Source organism: Streptomyces sp. NPDC050548, assembly GCF_044457385.1.
GTDB lineage: Bacteria > Actinomycetota > Actinomycetes > Streptomycetales > Streptomycetaceae > Streptomyces.
The window spans coordinates 563,613-578,715 of the sequence record NZ_JBITGV010000003.1 but is presented as its reverse complement, the minus strand read 5'-3'; the positions used below and the strand labels follow the sequence as shown (position 1 = coordinate 578,715).

Below are 15,103 nucleotides of genomic sequence, written 5' to 3'. Positions count from 1 at the left end.
ACCAGGTCACACGGACCGGCCCATCAGCACGTCGTCGACGTACTCCCCGTCGAGCAGGAACTCCTCCGGCAGCACGCCCTCGACCGTGAAGCCCTCGGCCTCGTAGAGCTTCCGCGCCGGGGTGTTGTGCCCGAGCACGCGCAGCGTGAGCCGTCGGGCGCCGCGCCGCCGGGCCTCCTCGACGGCGGCCCGGATCAGCGCCCGGCCGACCCCGCGCCCGCGCGCCTCCTCGGCGACGGCGAGCCCCTGGATCTGCCGGACGTGCGCGTTGCAGGCGAGCGGGGTGGGAAAGGCCAGCCGGATGTAGCCGACGATCCGCCGGTCGAGTTCGGCGACCAGATGGTCCTCGGGCGTGTGCCGCTCGTCGAAGAAGGGGCCGTACGGCGGCTGCGGGCGCGGCATGACCGCGTGCAGGTACGACCAGGTCGCACGGTCCAGGGCGCCGAGTTCCTCGTCGTCGTCGGGCAGGGCGGTGCGTATGTTCGGCTCGGACATATGAGCCAGAGTACGGCGGGGGCGGTGCCGTCCTCATGGGGTTTTTATGGATCAACGAGGCAGGATGGACGCCATGGAACGCTCGCGAATCGCGGTGACCGGCGCCTCCGGTCTGATCGGCAGCGCACTGGTGCGGTCCCTGACCGCGGACGGTCACGAGGTGGTGCGCCTGGTGCGGCGGGCCGCCCGGGGCGCCGACGAGGTGTGCTGGGACCCCGAGGGTGAGTACGTCGACGCGGCGGCGCTCGACGGATGCGACGCCGTGGTCAACCTGGCCGGTGCCGGCGTCGGCGACCATCGCTGGACGGACGCCTACAAGAAGACGGTCCGCGACAGCCGCGTGCTCGGCACGGCGGCGCTCGCGGAGGCGGTGGCGGCGCTGGACCGGCCGCCGCGGGTGTGGGTGAACGGCAGCGCGATCGGCTTCTACGGCGAGACGGGCGAGCGTGCCGTGGACGAGGACGCGCCTCCCGGGGACGGCTTCCTGCCCTCCCTCTGCGTGGAGTGGGAGGAGGCGACGGCGCCCGTGCAGGAGGCGGGCGTGCGGACGGTGTTCGCGCGGACCGGCCTGGTCGTGGCGAAGGACGGCGGGGCGTGGGCCAAGCTGTTCCCCCTGTTCAAGGCGGGTGTCGGCGGGCGGTTCGGCGACGGGCGGCAGTACTGGTCGTTCGTCGCGCTGCACGACGAGGTCGCGGCTATCCGGCATCTCATCGACACCGAGGGCCTGTCGGGACCGTTCAACCTCACCGCCCCGAACCCGCTGACGAACCGTGAGATCGCGGCGGCGATGGGCCGCGTGCTGCACCGCCCGTCCCTCTTCACGGTGCCGGCGCCCGCGCTGAAGCTGGTGCTCGGCGAGATGTCGGGGGATGTGCTGGGGAGTCAACGGGTGCTGCCGAAACGGCTGTTGGAGTCGGGGTTCACCTTCGCGTTCCCGGACATCGAGGGGGCGATCCGGGCGGCGCTGTAAAGGGTGTATGCCCGATGATGACGCACGGCGACCGTATGCGACCGCCGTGCGACCGTGCCCTGCGTATGCGCGACTTCCCTTGACCGATCACGGCCCTAACCTCGACCCGAACTCGGGTATCCCTGGAGGCTGTTGGGGGCATGAGGCTTCCGCCGGCCGCGCAACCCTGAGGAGGGGCACGTGCTTGAGCACGCGTACCAGGCGGATGTCGTCGTCGTGGGAGCCGGGGTCGCCGGACTCGCCGCGGCTCATCGGCTGATCAGCGCAGGAGTAACGACCGCAGTCCTGGAGGCCGCCCCTTACGTGGGCGGCCGTATGTCGACCGAGAAGGTCGACGGTTTCCGGCTCGACCGGATCGGACAGCTCCTGTCCACGTCATACCCCGAACTGCGCCTCACCCCGGGCCTCGACGCCCTGGTCCTGCGCCCCTTCGCCCCGGGCGTCCTCCTCCACAGCGACGGCCGCCACCACCGCGCGGGCACCCCGGCGCCCGGAGGGAGCGCATGGGGCGCACTCCACGCGGTACGCGCCCTGGCGAGCGCCCCCAGGGTGGGGGCGGTACCGCGGGTACGGACGGGGTCGGCGCGGGGTGGGACAGGCTCTCCCGGACGCGGGACGACGCTCAGGGACCGTACGGACTCCTCCTGGGGCGGCCCCACTCTCAAGGACCGCCCCGTGGACGCCCGGAGGGTCGCCGCCGTGCCCAGGCCGCGGACCGGTGCCCCGCTCGGCGGCCCCGTCGACCAGGCCCGGCTCGGAGCCGCGCTGACGCGTCTCGCGGCGACGCCGGTCGAACGGCTGTTGTCCCGGCCCGAGTTGCCCGCCGGGCAGGCCCTCGCGGCGCGTGGGGTGCCCGCGCGGACCATCGACGGGTTCCTGCGCCCGCTGCTCGCCGCGCTGCTCTGCGACCCGGAGCTGACCACCTCCAGCCGGTGCGCCGACCTCGCGCTGCGCGCCTTCGCGGGCGGGCGGCTGTGCCTGCCGGAGGGCGGCGCGGAGATGCTGCCCGAGGTGCTGGCCGCCGCGCTGCCGCCGGGCACCGTGCACACCGGCGTGCGCGTCACCGCCGTATCGACGACCTCGGTGACCACCGCCGAACACGGCGAGATCCGCTGCCGGGCGGTGCTCGTCGCGACGGACGCGCACGCGGCGGCCGAACTCCTGCCCGGCCTGCGCGTACCCGACTTCCACCAGGTGACCGTCGTACACCACACGACCGACGACCCGCCCGCCACCGGAGCCGCCCTGCTCGTGGACTCCGACCGCGGCGGCCCGGTCGCGCACACCGCGATCGTCAGCGAGGTCGACCCGACCCGCGCGCCCGCCGGCCGCGCCCTCGTGTCCTCGACGGTCCTGGGCCCACCCCCGCCCGACGTCGAGACCGCCGTACGCACCCACCTGTCCCGCCTCTACCGCACCCCGACCACCCGCTGGGAGACCCTCGCCGTCCACCACACCGCCGCGGCCGTCCCGGCGATGCGCCCACCGCACGATCTACGGCGCCCCGTACGCCTGTTGGCCGGCCTGTACGTGTGCGGCGACCACCGGGACACCAGCACGGTGCAGGGGGCGCTCCACTCCGGCCACCGGGCGGCGAAAGCACTGCTGACGGACTTGGGCGCGGCGGGCTCGATGCACAGGGCGGACCCGATCCCCACAACTCAGGCCGCCTGAAACGCCCCAGGGGTGCGGGGAACTGCGCGACCAGCCACAACGGACCCGCGCAGTCCCACCGCCCCAGCCCCCGTCACCCAAACGCCGCGACCTTGTCGCGATACCCCCGCACCGGCGCAGCATCCTTGTACGGCTCAAGCCGCCGCTCGAAGTCCCGCACATACTCGATCGCCCGCACCGACCGCATCTCCGCCGCCTGCCCCGCCGCTTCCGCCCCCAGCGCACAGGCCTGATCAAGCTCACCCAGCCCGAGCCGGGCGGAGGCGAGAACAACACGACAGAACAGGCGACTCCGCGCAAACGCCGGCGCCCGCAACTGCAGCGAGCGCTCCGCGTGCTGCGCCGCGGCCCGGAACTGCTGCAGGTCCCGGTGCGCGTGCCCGAACTCGTCGGCGAGCTGCGCCTCGTCGAAGAACCGTGCCCAGTAAGGGACTTCGTCCCCGGCCCGTGCCGTTTCGAGGGCGCGCTCGGCCCGGACGAGCGCGGAGGTGCACGCCCGCACCTCCCCGAGCACCCCGTGCGCCCGCGCCTCCACGGAGTGCAGCAGCGCCTGCACGACAGGGGGCGCGCTGGTCCCGACCCCCTGCTGCGCCACCCGCGCCAGCTGCACGGCCTCGCGCCCGTGCCCGAGGTACACGGCCTGCCTGCTCATGGTCATGAGGACGTACGAGCCGTAGGCCCGGTCCCCGGCCGCCTGCGAGAGCCGCAGCGCCTGCACGAAGTACCGCTGCGCGAGCCCGTGCGCGGCGATGTCGTACGAGGTCCAGCCGGCGAGCCGGGTGAGGTCGGCCGCCGCGGCGAACAGGCGGCGGCCGGTCTGTTCGCCGTAGGTGCCGCGCAGCATCGGCTCGGTCTCGTGCTCCAGGTAGCGCACGAGGGCCTGCCGGGCGTGGCCGCCGCCGTAGGCGTTGTCGAGGGTGCGGAAGAGTTCGCCGACCGAGCGGAGGGCGGAGATGTCGCCGCCGGTGACCTTCTGGCCGGGGCCGCGTTCGGCCGCCCCGCGCTGGCGGGGTACGGCGGGACGGCCCTGCGGGGGCACCCGGTTCGCGGGTTCGGCGCGGCCGACCCGCTCGTCGGCGCGGCCGATCAGCCAGTCCCGGCTGGGCACGACGAGACCGGCCGGGGTGAAGGCGATCTTGCGCAGCTCGGCGTGGCTGCCGGAGTCCTTGCGCCACAGCCCGCTGACGATGTCGACGGCCTCCTCGGGGGTCGCGGCGAATTCGAGCCCGGCGTACACCGGCGCGCAGGCGTCGAGGCCGAGGTCCTGCGCGGTGAGCCGGCGCCCGAGCCGGCGGGTGAAGACCTCGGCGATGAGGGCGGGGGTGGTGCCTCGGGGCTGCTGGCCGCGCAGCCATCGGGTGACGGACGTCTTGTCGTATCTCAGGTCGAGTCCGTGCTCAAGACCGAGCTGGTCCACGCGACGGGCGAGACCTGCGTTGGAGAACCCCGCTTCTGCGATGAGCGCGGCGAGCTGACGGTTGGGAGTGCGCTGCGCGGGTCGTTCCGTCATCTGCGGTGCGGTCTCCTGCCTTTCGGGCCTCACAGAGGCCGATGCGACCCCTGCTGCCCGGATTGCCTGTGAGCAGCCCTTTTGGCCTCGTGAACGGCGCGAATGTAGCGGAGCGTAAGCGGCTCGTCGCACATTCCGACGTGCATTCATCCGATCGTGTGAGGATTGGTCGTAGGGCTGACGGTCCCGGCCGCCCGGTGGGGTGTCAGCGGTCGGTCGTACAGTGGCGTAGGCATGTTTCGTGCCTTACGACTCGTGGGTGCTGTGAGGGAGGCGCTTGCCGTGGGTGAGTTGCGGTTCGTCCGGATGGGGTTCGGCGCGGACGCCGTCGATTACCAGGAGGCGTGGGACGAGCAGCGCCGAGTGCACGCGGCCCGCTTCGAGGACGCGGTCCCCGACACCGTCCTGCTGCTGGAGCACCCGCCGGTCTATACGGCGGGCCGCCGCACGCAGGACAACGAGCGCCCGCTCGACGGCACCCCGGTCGTCGACGTCGACCGCGGCGGCAAGATCACCTGGCACGGCCCGGGCCAGCTGGTCGGCTACCCGATCCAGAAACTGCCCCGCCCGGTGGACGTCGTCGCGCATGTACGACGCCTGGAGGAGGCGCTGATCCGGGTGTGCGCGGAGTTCGGCGTGGAGACCAGCCGGGTCGAGGGCCGCAGCGGGGTGTGGGTGCTGGGTGATCCGGTGGAGCAGCGGCCGTCGATCGGCGGGCTGTCCCTGGACTTCGACCCCCGGCTGCACGACGAGGAGTTCGACCCGCGGATGAACGGCCCCGAGTACGCGCCCTCGAACGCCGGGCAGCGCCGCGAGGACCGCAAGATCGCCGCGATCGGCATCCGCGTGGCCAAGGGCGTCACGATGCACGGCTTCGCGCTGAACGTGAACCCGGACAACCGCTGGTTCGACCGCATCATCCCGTGCGGCATCCGCGACGCGGGCGTGGCCTCGCTCGCGGCCGAGCTGGGCCGGGACGTCACGATCGACGAGGTCCTGCCGGTGGTCGAGCGTCACCTGAAGGACGTACTGGAGCACGCGGATCTGAAGCCCCGGGAGATCGAGAAGGCGACCGCCTGACCCGGGAATGTGACTTTCCGCTCTGCGGTTGGCCTCAAGACGGGGGCCTGAAATCACGGGCGTACCCTGGTGTACGCCGAAGAATCGAAGCTACAGGGAGCCGATGTGTCCGCAGTCACCCCAGACGGACGCAAGATGCTGCGCCTGGAGGTCCGGAACGCCCAGACCCCCATCGAGCGCAAGCCCGAGTGGATCAAGACCCGGGCGAAAATGGGTCCCGAGTACACGAAGATGCAGGCGCTCGTGAAGAGCGAGGGCCTGCACACGGTCTGCCAGGAAGCCGGCTGCCCGAACATCTACGAGTGCTGGGAGGACCGCGAGGCGACCTTCCTCATCGGCGGCGACCAGTGCACGCGGCGCTGCGACTTCTGCCAGATCGACACCGGCAAGCCCGAGGCCCTCGACCGCGACGAGCCGCGCCGCGTGGGCGAGTCCGTGGTCACGATGGACCTGAACTACGCCACGATCACCGGCGTCGCCCGCGACGACCTGGAGGACGGCGGCGCCTGGCTGTACGCCGAGACGGTCCGTCAGATCCACCAGCAGACGGAGTCCCGCGAGGGCGGCCGTACGAAGGTCGAACTGCTCGCCCCCGACTTCAACGCGGTGCCGGAGCAGCTCGCCGAGGTCTTCTCCTCCCGCCCCGAGGTCTTCGCGCACAACGTCGAGACGGTCCCGCGCATCTTCAAGCGCATCCGCCCCGGCTTCCGCTACGACCGCTCCCTCAAGGTCATCACCGAGGCCCGCGACTACGGCCTGGTCACCAAGTCGAACCTGATCCTCGGCATGGGCGAGACCCGCGAGGAGGTCAGCGAGGCGCTGCGTCAACTGCACGAGGCGGGCTGCGAGTTGGTCACGATCACGCAGTATCTGCGGCCTTCGGTGCGTCACCACCCCGTGGAGCGCTGGGTGAAGCCGCACGAGTTCGTCGAACTCAAGGAGGAGGCCGAGCAGATCGGCTTCTCCGGTGTCATGTCCGGCCCGCTGGTGCGCTCTTCGTACCGTGCCGGCCGCCTCTACCAGATGGCGATCGAGAAGCGTGGCGCGTACGTGGCCTCGCAGGCGGTCTGAACCAAGACCGTGTGAATTCGCGCACAAGCAGCTACCCACCAGTAGCACCCGTCGTCGGCGCGGTCCTGACCGTCCTCCCAGTTGAGGGCGTTCATCAGGGCCGCGTCAGCGTTTCGGCCCTCCGCATCAAGGCTTCATTGGCGTTTGACCGGTCGGTCACGCCCTGGTAACACCAAACAGTGACACTCGACTTACAGCATGTAGCCCCGTACCCAGAGCCGTTCCGAGGGGGGACCTCCACGATGCAGGCCGCACCCGTCCGCGCCACCGCCATCCCGTCCGTCACCGACGCCCTGCGCGCCGTCGAGTCGCTGCTGATGAGCGGCGGCCAGCGCACCGCCCGCCGCAACGCGTGGACCTCCGTCCTGGAGGACCGCCGCCGCGCCAAGGACCGCGTCGAGGCACAGCTCGTCCTGGAACAGTCCCTCACCTCCCACTCCTGAACCCCCTCGCCCCGGACACCGCCGTCGTCGGCGCTCCGGGAGCCACGTAGACTCGTGGCATGGCGAGGAAGGACACGACAGCGGACAACGCTGCGAACCCCGGGCGACTCAAGCAGATCGTCCTGACGTACAAGATGACGCGCAAGGCCGACAAGACGATCGGTCTTGTACTCGCGGCTGTCGGAATTGTCACCTTCGGTGTCTTCCTCGCGATCGGCTTCTTGCTCGGTCACCCCATCTATCTGGGCATTCTCGGCCTGCTGCTCGCCTTCCTCGCGACGGCGATCGTCTTCGGACGACGCGCCGAGCGCGCCGCCTTCGGGCAGATGGAGGGCCAGCCGGGCGCCGCCGCCGCGGTACTGGACAACATCGGCCGGGGCTGGACGACGACTCCGGCGGTGGCGATGAACCGCAGCCAGGACGTGGTGCACCGCGCGGTCGGCAAGGCCGGCATCGTGCTGGTGGCCGAGGGCAACCCGAACCGGGTGAAGTCCCTGCTGGCCGCCGAGAAGAAGAAGATGAACCGCATCGTCGCGGACGTCCCGGTGCACGACGTGATGGTGGGCACCGGCGAGGGCCAGATCCCGCTGAAGAAGGTCCGTACGACGATGCTGAAGCTGCCGCGCGTCCTCACGGGCCCGCAGGTGACCGCGACCAACGACCGCCTGCGCGCGATGGGCGACCTGATGAGCAACATGCCGTTGCCGAAGGGCCCGATGCCGAAGGGCATGAAGCTCCCGAAGGGCGGCGGCAAGGCCCGCTGAGCCCCGGGCCGCCGAGACTCAGGCCAGCGTCCTGAACCCGCGGTCGTAATACACCATCGGGGACCCCTCCCCCAGTCGCACACCCGTCACCCGGCCGATCAGGACCGTATGGTCCCCGGCCGGGTGTCGTGCGTGTGCGGCGCAGTCCAGTTCGGACAGGGCCCGCTCGACCGTCGGCAGCCCGCCCGGGCTGAGGCCGAGGCCCTCGGAGGCGAACTTGTCGGTGCCCTTCGTCGCGAAGCGCACGGCGAGCGGGCGGTGGGCCGGGGCCAGCACGCTCACGGCGAAGCGGTCGCAGCGCTCGAACGACGGCGCCGAGTCCGCCGAGTTCGCCAGGCACACCAGCACCATCGGCGGCTCCAGCGAGACCGAGCAGAAGGAGCTGGCGGTGAATCCGCGCGGTGTCCCGTCCCCGCAGCGGGTGGTGACCACCACCACGCCCGAGGGGAAGCGGGCCATCGCGGCCCGGAAGTCCTCGGGCTCCACGGCGGCTTCGGCTTCCAGTACTTCCTGACGCTCCGTCATGACGGTGCACCACCTGTTGGCCTCTGCGGGCCTTCGTGGAGGCCGCCGCGAGTTCAGTGGCCTCGGGACGGCCTCGGACACGGCTCACCGACGGTGATCGAGATCGTCACCCGGCTCCAGATCGACTATGCGGTCACCACTCCCGACCGGCAACCGGGACCGGCTCAGTGCACGGCCCCCGCCCCTTCCCCGCCAGCCAGCGCCCAGGCGCCGTAGGCCGCGCCGGTCGTCTCGAAGGAGAGGGCGACGTGGGAGGCGGCGCTGTTCACGTCGCGCCAGAAGCGCTGTACGGGGTCGGAGGAGGACTGGCCGGAGGTGCCGCCGACGCGGAAGACCCGGTCGACCGCCGAGACGAGCAGCTCCACGGCCAGGGCGAGGTCGCGGGCGCCGCGGACCGCCGCCTCGCCGTCCGGGACGTGCTCCGTGCCGTCGGCCACCGCCGCCGTACGCAGGATGAGAAGTTCGGCGGCGTCCACCTCGGCCGCCGAGCGGGCCAGGGCGACTTGCGTCGAGGGCTTCTCGCCGACGGCCTGTCCCCGGCGGTCGACGCGCGCCCCCGTCCGGGCGATCCAGGCCCGCAGCGCGCCCCGGGCGGCGCCGACCAGCGGGGCGGCGAACGGCAGCGCGCTCACGGCGTACATCGGGACGAGGTGGCAGCGCGCGTCCGACGCGGGCGCCCGTCCGGCATGGACCGCCGACCGGGCCAGCGTCCGGTGCTCGGGCACGAAGGCGTCGGTCAGGAGCAGGGTGTCGCTGCCGGTGCCGCGCATCCCCACGGTGAACCAGCTGTCCTCGATGGCGAAGTCGGCCCGCGGCACGGCGAAGAACCGCACCTCGGGGCGTGCGTCCGGGTCGACGGGGCCCTCGGCGGGTACGGCCGCGCAGGCGAGCGCCCAGTCGGCGAAGTGCACCCCGCTGATGTACTTCCACTCACCGCTCAGCCGCCAGCCGCCCGTGACCGGTTCCGCCTTGCCGGAGGGCATCAGCGCGCCGGCGAGCAGGGCGTCGGGGCCGTCCGCCCAGATGTCGGCCTGCCCCTCCTTGGGCAGGAACGCCCCGTACCGCCCGGCGTACGCGGCCAGCGAGGCGGCCCAGGCCGCCGAGGTGCAGCCCTCCCCCACCAGGCCGACCGCGGAGGTCACGTCGGCGAAACCACCGGCTTCGCCACCATGGGCCCGCGGTACGAAGTGCCGCGCGAAGCCCGCGTCCCGCACCGCCTCGACCACCTGCGGCGAGAGCCGCCGGGCACTCTCCGCCTCCTCCGCGTACCGCGCCGCGATCTCCGCGACCATCGGCGCCCCGGCCACGACCGTCGACTTGTCGCCTGCTGCCATCCTGCCCACCACTTCCATCGGGAACGGCGACAGTGTCCCGGTCACAGCCGGTCACCGAGCGGACCCCGGGCCGAGACCGGCCGACGGTCACCCGCCCGGCACGCCAAAGGGGGCGGCCCGGGTCCCTCCGGGGCACCCCCTCGGTCGTACGACTACTGCTAGATCCGCACCTCGACCGTGCGGGCCAGCCGGTCGTGGAGGCCGCGGCCGTCGCGGTCCCAGATCAGGGCCGGGATCGCGACGCAGAGCAGGGCGGAGCGGAGCAGGGCGCGGAGGGGGTTGGGGCGGCCGGTGTCGAGGGCGTGGACGCGGAGGCCGAAAAGGCGCTTGCCCGGGGTGAAGCCAATGGTGCCGACGGTGAGGAGGCTCAGGACGAAGAAGACGAGGAGAGCCCAGTTGCCGGTCGCCTCCGGCTTGTAGCCGTGGGTGAGCAGGCCGTATGCGATCAACAGGCACAGGGCCCAGTCGACGGCGAGGGCGCCGAGGCGGCGGCCCGGGCGGGCGATGGAGCCGGGGCCGTGCTCGGGCAGGCCGAGCTGCTCGCCGCGGTAGCCGAAGTCGACACCTGCCCGCTCGGCGGCTTCCCGGGGCCCGGAGAGCCATGAGCCGATTGCATCCCTGTTGTCCACCCGTCCACGGTACTGCCCCCGTTCTGCCATGCGGACAGGAGGGGCCAGGCGGCTCAAGACCGGTTAACTTGGGCGAAACAAATGGGTCACGCCTGAGAAATCCCCCGTCCCTAAGGTCGGGTCCAGCGTGTGCCACCGCACTGGCCGCACGAACGAACTACCACCCCGGCACGGACGGTCGGGAGTAGGAGGAGCTGGATGTTCCAGAACGCCGACGAGGCCAAGAAGTTCATCGCGGACGAGGACGTCAAGTTCGTCGACGTCCGATTCTGCGATCTGCCGGGTGTGATGCAGCACTTCACGCTGCCGGCGACGGCCTTCGACCCGGACGAGGAACTCGCCTTCGACGGCTCCTCGATCCGCGGCTTCCAGGCCATCCACGAGTCCGACATGGCGCTCCGCGCCGACCTGTCGACCGCGCGCGTGGACCCCTTCCGCCGCGACAAGACGGTCAACATCAACTTCTTCATCCACGACCCGATCACGGGCGAGCAGTACTCCCGTGACCCGCGCAACGTGGCGAAGAAGGCCGAGGCGTACCTCGCCTCCACCGGCATCGCCGACACCGCGTACTTCGGTCCCGAGGCCGAGTTCTACGTCTTCGACAACGTGCGCTTCGACACCAAGTCGAACGAGGCCTTCTACCACATCGACTCCGAGGCCGGCGCCTGGAACACCGGTGCGGTCGAGGACAACCGCGGTTACAAGGTCCGCTACAAGGGCGGCTACTTCCCGACCCCGCCGGTCGACCACTTCGCCGACCTGCGTGCGGAGATCTCCCTGGAGCTGGCCGCGTCCGGCCTCCAGGTCGAGCGCCAGCACCACGAGGTGGGCACCGCCGGCCAGGCCGAGATCAACTACAAGTTCAACACGCTGCTCGCCGCGGCCGACGACCTCCAGCTCTTCAAGTACATCGTGAAGAACGTGGCCTGGCGCAACGGCAAGACCGCGACCTTCATGCCGAAGCCGATCTTCGGCGACAACGGCTCGGGCATGCACGTCCACTCGTCGCTGTGGGCGGGCGGCTCCCCGCTCTTCTACGACGAGGCCGGCTACGCGGGTCTGTCGGACATCGCCCGCTACTACATCGGCGGCATCCTCAAGCACGCCCCGTCGCTGCTCGCGTTCACCAACCCGACGGTGAACTCGTACCACCGCCTGGTCCCCGGCTTCGAGGCCCCGGTCAACCTGGTCTACTCGCAGCGCAACCGCTCCGCCGCGATGCGCATCCCGATCACGGGCTCCAACCCGAAGGCCAAGCGCGTCGAGTTCCGCGCGCCCGACTCCTCCGGCAACCCGTACCTCGCCTTCTCCGCCCTGCTCCTCGCGGGCCTTGACGGCATCAAGAACAAGATCGAGCCGGCCGAGCCGATCGACAAGGACCTCTACGAGCTGGCCCCCGAGGAGCACGCGGGCGTCGCCCAGGTCCCGACCTCCCTCCCGGCCGTCCTCGACCGCCTTGAGGCCGACCACGAGTTCCTCCTCGCGGGCGACGTCTTCACGTCCGACCTGATCGAGACGTGGATCGACTTCAAGCGCACGAACGAGATCGCGCCGCTGCAGCTGCGTCCGCACCCGCACGAGTTCGAGCTCTACTACGACGTGTGATCCAACCGATCGAACCGATCGCCGGGTGCCCCCGTCTCTCTTCGGAGAGGCGGGGGCACCGTCGTACACACACTGTGTTTTCCGGGAGGGGCAACGGGGATGGGACAACAGGACGACGAGAAGCGGGAGTTCGACATCAAGTGGGCCGACAGTGCCGAGCACAAGGAGCCCTCCGCGCGGGCCCGGATGCTCGCGGCCCGCTGGAAGGAGAACCCGCCTGGACCGGTGCCGTTCCGGGGTGAGCCCGAGGGGGTGGGGCCGCGGCGGTCGTCGTGGATGTCGACGGTGGTCGTGCTGGGGAGTGTCGCCGCGGTCATCGTGTTGCTGGGGTACGTCAACTTCCGGGCGCCGTAAAGGAGATGGACCAAAGTCGCGGCGAGAAGGTCGACCTCGGTGATGCCCTCGCGTGGCTGTGGCTGTGGCTGGACGAGGCGTTGCGGCATGAGCCGCATGCGCCCGCCGGGCTCGCCCGCACCGGCTGCCGTGGCGAAGGGCGGGGCGTACGACGAGGTTCTTCGGACCGCTGCTCAAGGCGCGCAGTTCCGCCGGGGTCACGGTGCTTCGGCGCGCCGGGCGGACCGACCTCGCGGTGGGGTTTCTGGACGATCCGGTGGCCGGGGTCGTGCGCGAGGTGACCGCGGCGCTGGTGCCCGAGGAGTGGCTGGGGGCAGGGTGGTCCCGGCCGGTGCGGGGCGCCGCGTTCCGGCTGGTCGACGCGCGGGGCGGGAGCGGCGGGCGGCCGAGGTGTTGTCGGACGATCCGGATGTGAAGGTGCGCGGGTGGGCCGAGCGGGCCGGGCCGTAAAGCGGGGGTGAGGACCGGACCCGGATTCACAGGGACCTTTTGCTCCGCCTAGGGCCGATCGGGACCACTTCATGGGAAGGCGCGGGTGCACACTGGGCAGTGGGACGAGTGCCTGACTGCGGGGTGATGGCAGATGCAGAGCCGCTTCCGGAGCGACCGGCGGCTGACCGTGCGTATGGGTCTGACGCTGTTCCTGCTCGGGCTGTTGTACGTGGCGTTCGTGGCCGCGCTGATCGTGTTGCTGAAGTCCTGGGTGCTGGTCGTGGTGCTGGCCGGCGGGCTGCTCGTCGCGCAGTACTGGTTCTCCGACCGGATCGCGCTGTACGCGATGAAGGGGCGGATCGTGGAGCGGGAGGAGTATCCCGAACTCCACGGTGTGATCGACCGGCTGTGTGCCGTGGCCGACATGCCCAAGCCCGTCGTCGCCGTGTCGGACATCGATATGCCGAACGCGTTCGCCACCGGGCGGAACGCCGACAACGCCGTCATCTGTGTCACCACCGGACTGCTGCGGCGGCTGGAGCCGGCCGAGCTGGAGGGTGTGCTCGCGCACGAGTTGTCGCACGTGGCGCACAAGGACGTGGCCGTGATCACGGTGGCCTCGTTCCTCGGGGTGCTCGCCGGGCTGATGGTGCGGTTCGCGTTCTACTCGCAGATCTTCCGGGGGCGGAAGGACCAGAACACGCTGGCCGTCTTCGCGGGGATCATGGGCATCTCGGCGGCCGTGTACGCGATCAGCTTCCTGCTGATCAGGGCCTTGTCCCGGTACCGGGAGCTGGCGGCGGACCGGGCGGCGGCCCTGCTCACCGGGAAGCCCTCGGCGCTGGCCTCCGCGCTCACCAAGGTCGACGGGGACATCGCCCGGATCCCGACCAAGGACCTGCGGACCGCGCAGGCCTTCAACGCCTTCTACTTCACGCCGGCGACCGGCACCGAGCCCGGTATCTCGAAGTACTTCTCGACGCACCCGAGCCTGGAGCAGCGGCTCGACCAACTGGGGCGGATCTCCGCCGAGTTGGGTGAGGCGGCGGTGCCCGGCATCGACAAGGCGGGCTGAGGATGGGGTTGCTGGACATCCTGCTCGGCCGTACGAAACCGGTCGCCCCCGATCTCGACCAGCTGTTCGCGCTGCCCTCGGCGGCGGTGACGCTGGAGGCGGCGGCCGGATTCACGGCGACCGGGCGCGGTGCGGTGTGCTTCGCCACGGTGGAGGGCGGGGCGTTCGAGCAGACGCACCGGGAGGTCCAGGCGCTCCTGGACGCGGACTCCGAACGCACCGGTCCCCCGGTGGAGTTGACCCAGGACGCCTACGGCTACTCGTGGCTGGTCTCGCACCGGGCGCCCGACCAGCTCTCCGCGCTGGTCAACGATCTGCACGCGGTCAACAGCGCGATGGAGGTCAACGGCTTCGGACCCCAACTGCTGTGCTCGCTCGCCGGGTTCGAGGACGACGGGGGGCGGCGGCTCGCGCTCGTCTATCTCTACAAGCGCGGGACGTTCTTCCCGTTCGCGCCGCTGGCCGGTGACGGGCAGCGGCGCGACAGCTCACTGGAACTGCAGGTCAAGTCGATGCTCGGCAACGACCTGCGGATCGAGCAGGATCTGAGCCGGTGGTTCCCGGTGTGGGGCGCCCCCGGGTTGTAGGGAGCGCCCCCTTGTCCTACTTGATCTCCCCTTGCTCTCACTTGCTCTTCTCGCGTGCCTGCCGACGCGACTCCAGGGGGCGTTCGCGCTGGTAGCGACGCTCCCACTTGGCCTGCTTGTCCCGGCGGTCGCGGTACGCGCGGTAGCTCGACGGAGTGGCTCCGCCTCCCGAGGAGGAGCCCGCGGCCGACGAGGACGACGCCGAGGAAGAGGACGAGGACGAGGAGTCGCGGCCGTACTGCACGTACAGGAAGAGGACGGCGACCGCGGCCAGCCACCAGACGTGGTTGCCGAAGCCGAAGACGACCAGGACGACGGTCCCGGATATGACGATGGTGCCCATGACGGGCCTCCGTGGGCGTGGGTGTGTACGAGCGGTGATCTTTTGTGGGCGCGACGGGGCGCTGGAGGAGGGCGTCCGGCCGTCGGTGCGTAGAGAGTAGCCCCGAGTCCGCGGGGTGGTACCTGTCCTGCCGAAAGCGGTGGTGGGCAGCTCCGCAACGTGTGTCCAGCGTAGGGGCGCGATCACTCGGCGTGCATCTGTTTTTTGGG

At 71.2% G+C, this 15,103-nt stretch carries 17 protein-coding genes; 11 read left to right on the top strand and 6 right to left on the bottom strand.

From position 1 onward, the window contains the following. Positions 1 to 6: 6 nt before the first annotated feature. A complete protein-coding gene (locus tag ACIBJH_RS12830) occupies positions 7 to 495 on the bottom strand; it encodes a GNAT family N-acetyltransferase (RefSeq protein ID WP_399116859.1) in 489 nt (162 codons plus the stop codon). A 73-nt stretch (positions 496 to 568) separates the two neighbouring features. Here ACIBJH_RS12830 and ACIBJH_RS12825 point away from each other — a divergent pair, with 73 nt between their 5' ends. Further along, complete coding sequence (locus ACIBJH_RS12825; RefSeq protein ID WP_399116858.1) at positions 569 to 1,465, top strand: TIGR01777 family oxidoreductase; 897 nt, start codon at positions 569 to 571, stop codon at positions 1,463 to 1,465. Positions 1,466 to 1,645: 180 nt separating this feature from the next. Continuing rightward, positions 1,646 to 3,139 (top strand): NAD(P)/FAD-dependent oxidoreductase, encoded by a 1,494-nt coding sequence (locus ACIBJH_RS12820; protein WP_399116857.1) that lies wholly within the window; start codon positions 1,646 to 1,648, stop codon positions 3,137 to 3,139. A 73-nt stretch (positions 3,140 to 3,212) separates the two neighbouring features. Here the strand turns inward: ACIBJH_RS12820 and ACIBJH_RS12815 are convergent, their stop codons facing one another. Then, positions 3,213 to 4,649, bottom strand: coding sequence for a regulator (locus tag ACIBJH_RS12815; protein ID WP_399116856.1), 1,437 nt, complete (start codon positions 4,647 to 4,649; stop codon positions 3,213 to 3,215). 282 nt (positions 4,650 to 4,931) lie between these two features. Here ACIBJH_RS12815 and lipB point away from each other — a divergent pair, with 282 nt between their 5' ends. The 4 genes from lipB to ACIBJH_RS12795 all read left to right on the top strand — a co-directional run bounded on the left by lipB (position 4,932) and on the right by ACIBJH_RS12795 (position 8,007). Beyond that, on the top strand, positions 4,932 to 5,729 hold the full coding sequence (lipB, locus tag ACIBJH_RS12810; protein WP_399116855.1) for a lipoyl(octanoyl) transferase LipB: 798 nt from the start codon (positions 4,932 to 4,934) through the stop codon (positions 5,727 to 5,729). Positions 5,730 to 5,834: 105 nt separating this feature from the next. Next, positions 5,835 to 6,800 carry a lipoyl synthase gene (lipA, locus tag ACIBJH_RS12805; protein ID WP_399116854.1) on the top strand — a complete coding sequence of 322 codons (966 nt, stop codon included), beginning with the start codon at positions 5,835 to 5,837 and terminating at the stop codon, positions 6,798 to 6,800. 242 nt (positions 6,801 to 7,042) lie between these two features. Next, complete coding sequence (locus tag ACIBJH_RS12800) at positions 7,043 to 7,243, top strand: hypothetical protein (protein ID WP_019075886.1); 201 nt, start codon at positions 7,043 to 7,045, stop codon at positions 7,241 to 7,243. A 59-nt stretch (positions 7,244 to 7,302) separates the two neighbouring features. Continuing rightward, positions 7,303 to 8,007, top strand: coding sequence for a DUF4191 domain-containing protein (locus ACIBJH_RS12795; protein ID WP_019075887.1), 705 nt, complete (start codon positions 7,303 to 7,305; stop codon positions 8,005 to 8,007). Between the two features lie 18 nt (positions 8,008 to 8,025). Here the strand turns inward: ACIBJH_RS12795 and ACIBJH_RS12790 are convergent, their stop codons facing one another. The 3 genes from ACIBJH_RS12790 to ACIBJH_RS12780 form a co-directional block, all read right to left on the bottom strand. Next, positions 8,026 to 8,532 (bottom strand): flavin reductase family protein, encoded by a 507-nt coding sequence (locus ACIBJH_RS12790; protein WP_399116853.1) that lies wholly within the window; start codon positions 8,530 to 8,532, stop codon positions 8,026 to 8,028. Between the two features lie 164 nt (positions 8,533 to 8,696). After that, the gene (locus ACIBJH_RS12785; RefSeq protein ID WP_399116852.1) at positions 8,697 to 9,866 is read right to left on the bottom strand and encodes an acyl-CoA dehydrogenase family protein; all 1,170 of its coding nucleotides are present in this window, start codon (positions 9,864 to 9,866) and stop codon (positions 8,697 to 8,699) included. A gap of 158 nt (positions 9,867 to 10,024) precedes the next feature. After that, positions 10,025 to 10,495, bottom strand: coding sequence for an RDD family protein (locus tag ACIBJH_RS12780; protein WP_399116851.1), 471 nt, complete (start codon positions 10,493 to 10,495; stop codon positions 10,025 to 10,027). Positions 10,496 to 10,693: 198 nt separating this feature from the next. On the opposite strand from ACIBJH_RS12780, the gene glnA reads away from it, so the two are divergent. The 5 genes from glnA (at position 10,694) to ACIBJH_RS12755 (ending at position 14,551) form a co-directional block, all read left to right on the top strand. Further along, entirely contained in the window at positions 10,694 to 12,103 is a 1,410-nt protein-coding gene (glnA, locus tag ACIBJH_RS12775; protein ID WP_399116850.1) for a type I glutamate--ammonia ligase, read from the top strand. A 99-nt stretch (positions 12,104 to 12,202) separates the two neighbouring features. Further along, positions 12,203 to 12,457 (top strand): hypothetical protein, encoded by a 255-nt coding sequence (locus ACIBJH_RS12770; RefSeq protein WP_399116849.1) that lies wholly within the window; start codon positions 12,203 to 12,205, stop codon positions 12,455 to 12,457. A gap of 202 nt (positions 12,458 to 12,659) precedes the next feature. Continuing rightward, on the top strand, positions 12,660 to 12,872 hold the full coding sequence (locus tag ACIBJH_RS12765; protein WP_399116848.1) for a hypothetical protein: 213 nt from the start codon (positions 12,660 to 12,662) through the stop codon (positions 12,870 to 12,872). 168 nt (positions 12,873 to 13,040) lie between these two features. Further along, positions 13,041 to 13,964: a zinc metalloprotease HtpX gene (gene htpX, locus ACIBJH_RS12760; protein WP_262063000.1), complete on the top strand. Its 924-nt coding sequence runs from the start codon at positions 13,041 to 13,043 to the stop codon at positions 13,962 to 13,964. A 2-nt stretch (positions 13,965 to 13,966) separates the two neighbouring features. Next, positions 13,967 to 14,551, top strand: coding sequence for a hypothetical protein (locus tag ACIBJH_RS12755; RefSeq protein ID WP_399116847.1), 585 nt, complete (start codon positions 13,967 to 13,969; stop codon positions 14,549 to 14,551). A 37-nt stretch (positions 14,552 to 14,588) separates the two neighbouring features. On the opposite strand, the gene ACIBJH_RS12750 is transcribed toward ACIBJH_RS12755, so the two are convergent. Next, on the bottom strand, positions 14,589 to 14,894 hold the full coding sequence (locus ACIBJH_RS12750) for a hypothetical protein (RefSeq protein ID WP_399116846.1): 306 nt from the start codon (positions 14,892 to 14,894) through the stop codon (positions 14,589 to 14,591). Positions 14,895 to 15,103 lie beyond the last annotated feature (209 nt).

Bases quoted from the DNA above. Each gene is read 5' to 3' on its own strand.
- ACIBJH_RS12770 (WP_399116849.1), top strand. From the start codon at position 12,203: ATGGGACAACAGGACGACGAGAAGCGGGAGTTCGACATCAAGTGGGCC.
- ACIBJH_RS12750 (WP_399116846.1), bottom strand. From the start codon at position 14,894: ATGGGCACCATCGTCATATCCGGGACCGTCGTCCTGGTCGTCTTCGGC.
- ACIBJH_RS12795 (WP_019075887.1), top strand. From the start codon at position 7,303: ATGGCGAGGAAGGACACGACAGCGGACAACGCTGCGAACCCCGGGCGA.
- htpX (WP_262063000.1), top strand. From the start codon at position 13,041: ATGCAGAGCCGCTTCCGGAGCGACCGGCGGCTGACCGTGCGTATGGGT.
- ACIBJH_RS12825 (WP_399116858.1), top strand. From the start codon at position 569: ATGGAACGCTCGCGAATCGCGGTGACCGGCGCCTCCGGTCTGATCGGC.
- ACIBJH_RS12800 (WP_019075886.1), top strand. From the start codon at position 7,043: ATGCAGGCCGCACCCGTCCGCGCCACCGCCATCCCGTCCGTCACCGAC.
- ACIBJH_RS12755 (WP_399116847.1), top strand. From the start codon at position 13,967: ATGGGGTTGCTGGACATCCTGCTCGGCCGTACGAAACCGGTCGCCCCC.
- glnA (WP_399116850.1), top strand. From the start codon at position 10,694: ATGTTCCAGAACGCCGACGAGGCCAAGAAGTTCATCGCGGACGAGGAC.
- ACIBJH_RS12830 (WP_399116859.1), bottom strand. From the start codon at position 495: ATGTCCGAGCCGAACATACGCACCGCCCTGCCCGACGACGACGAGGAA.
- ACIBJH_RS12785 (WP_399116852.1), bottom strand. From the start codon at position 9,866: ATGGCAGCAGGCGACAAGTCGACGGTCGTGGCCGGGGCGCCGATGGTC.
- ACIBJH_RS12815 (WP_399116856.1), bottom strand. From the start codon at position 4,649: ATGACGGAACGACCCGCGCAGCGCACTCCCAACCGTCAGCTCGCCGCG.
- ACIBJH_RS12790 (WP_399116853.1), bottom strand. From the start codon at position 8,532: ATGACGGAGCGTCAGGAAGTACTGGAAGCCGAAGCCGCCGTGGAGCCC.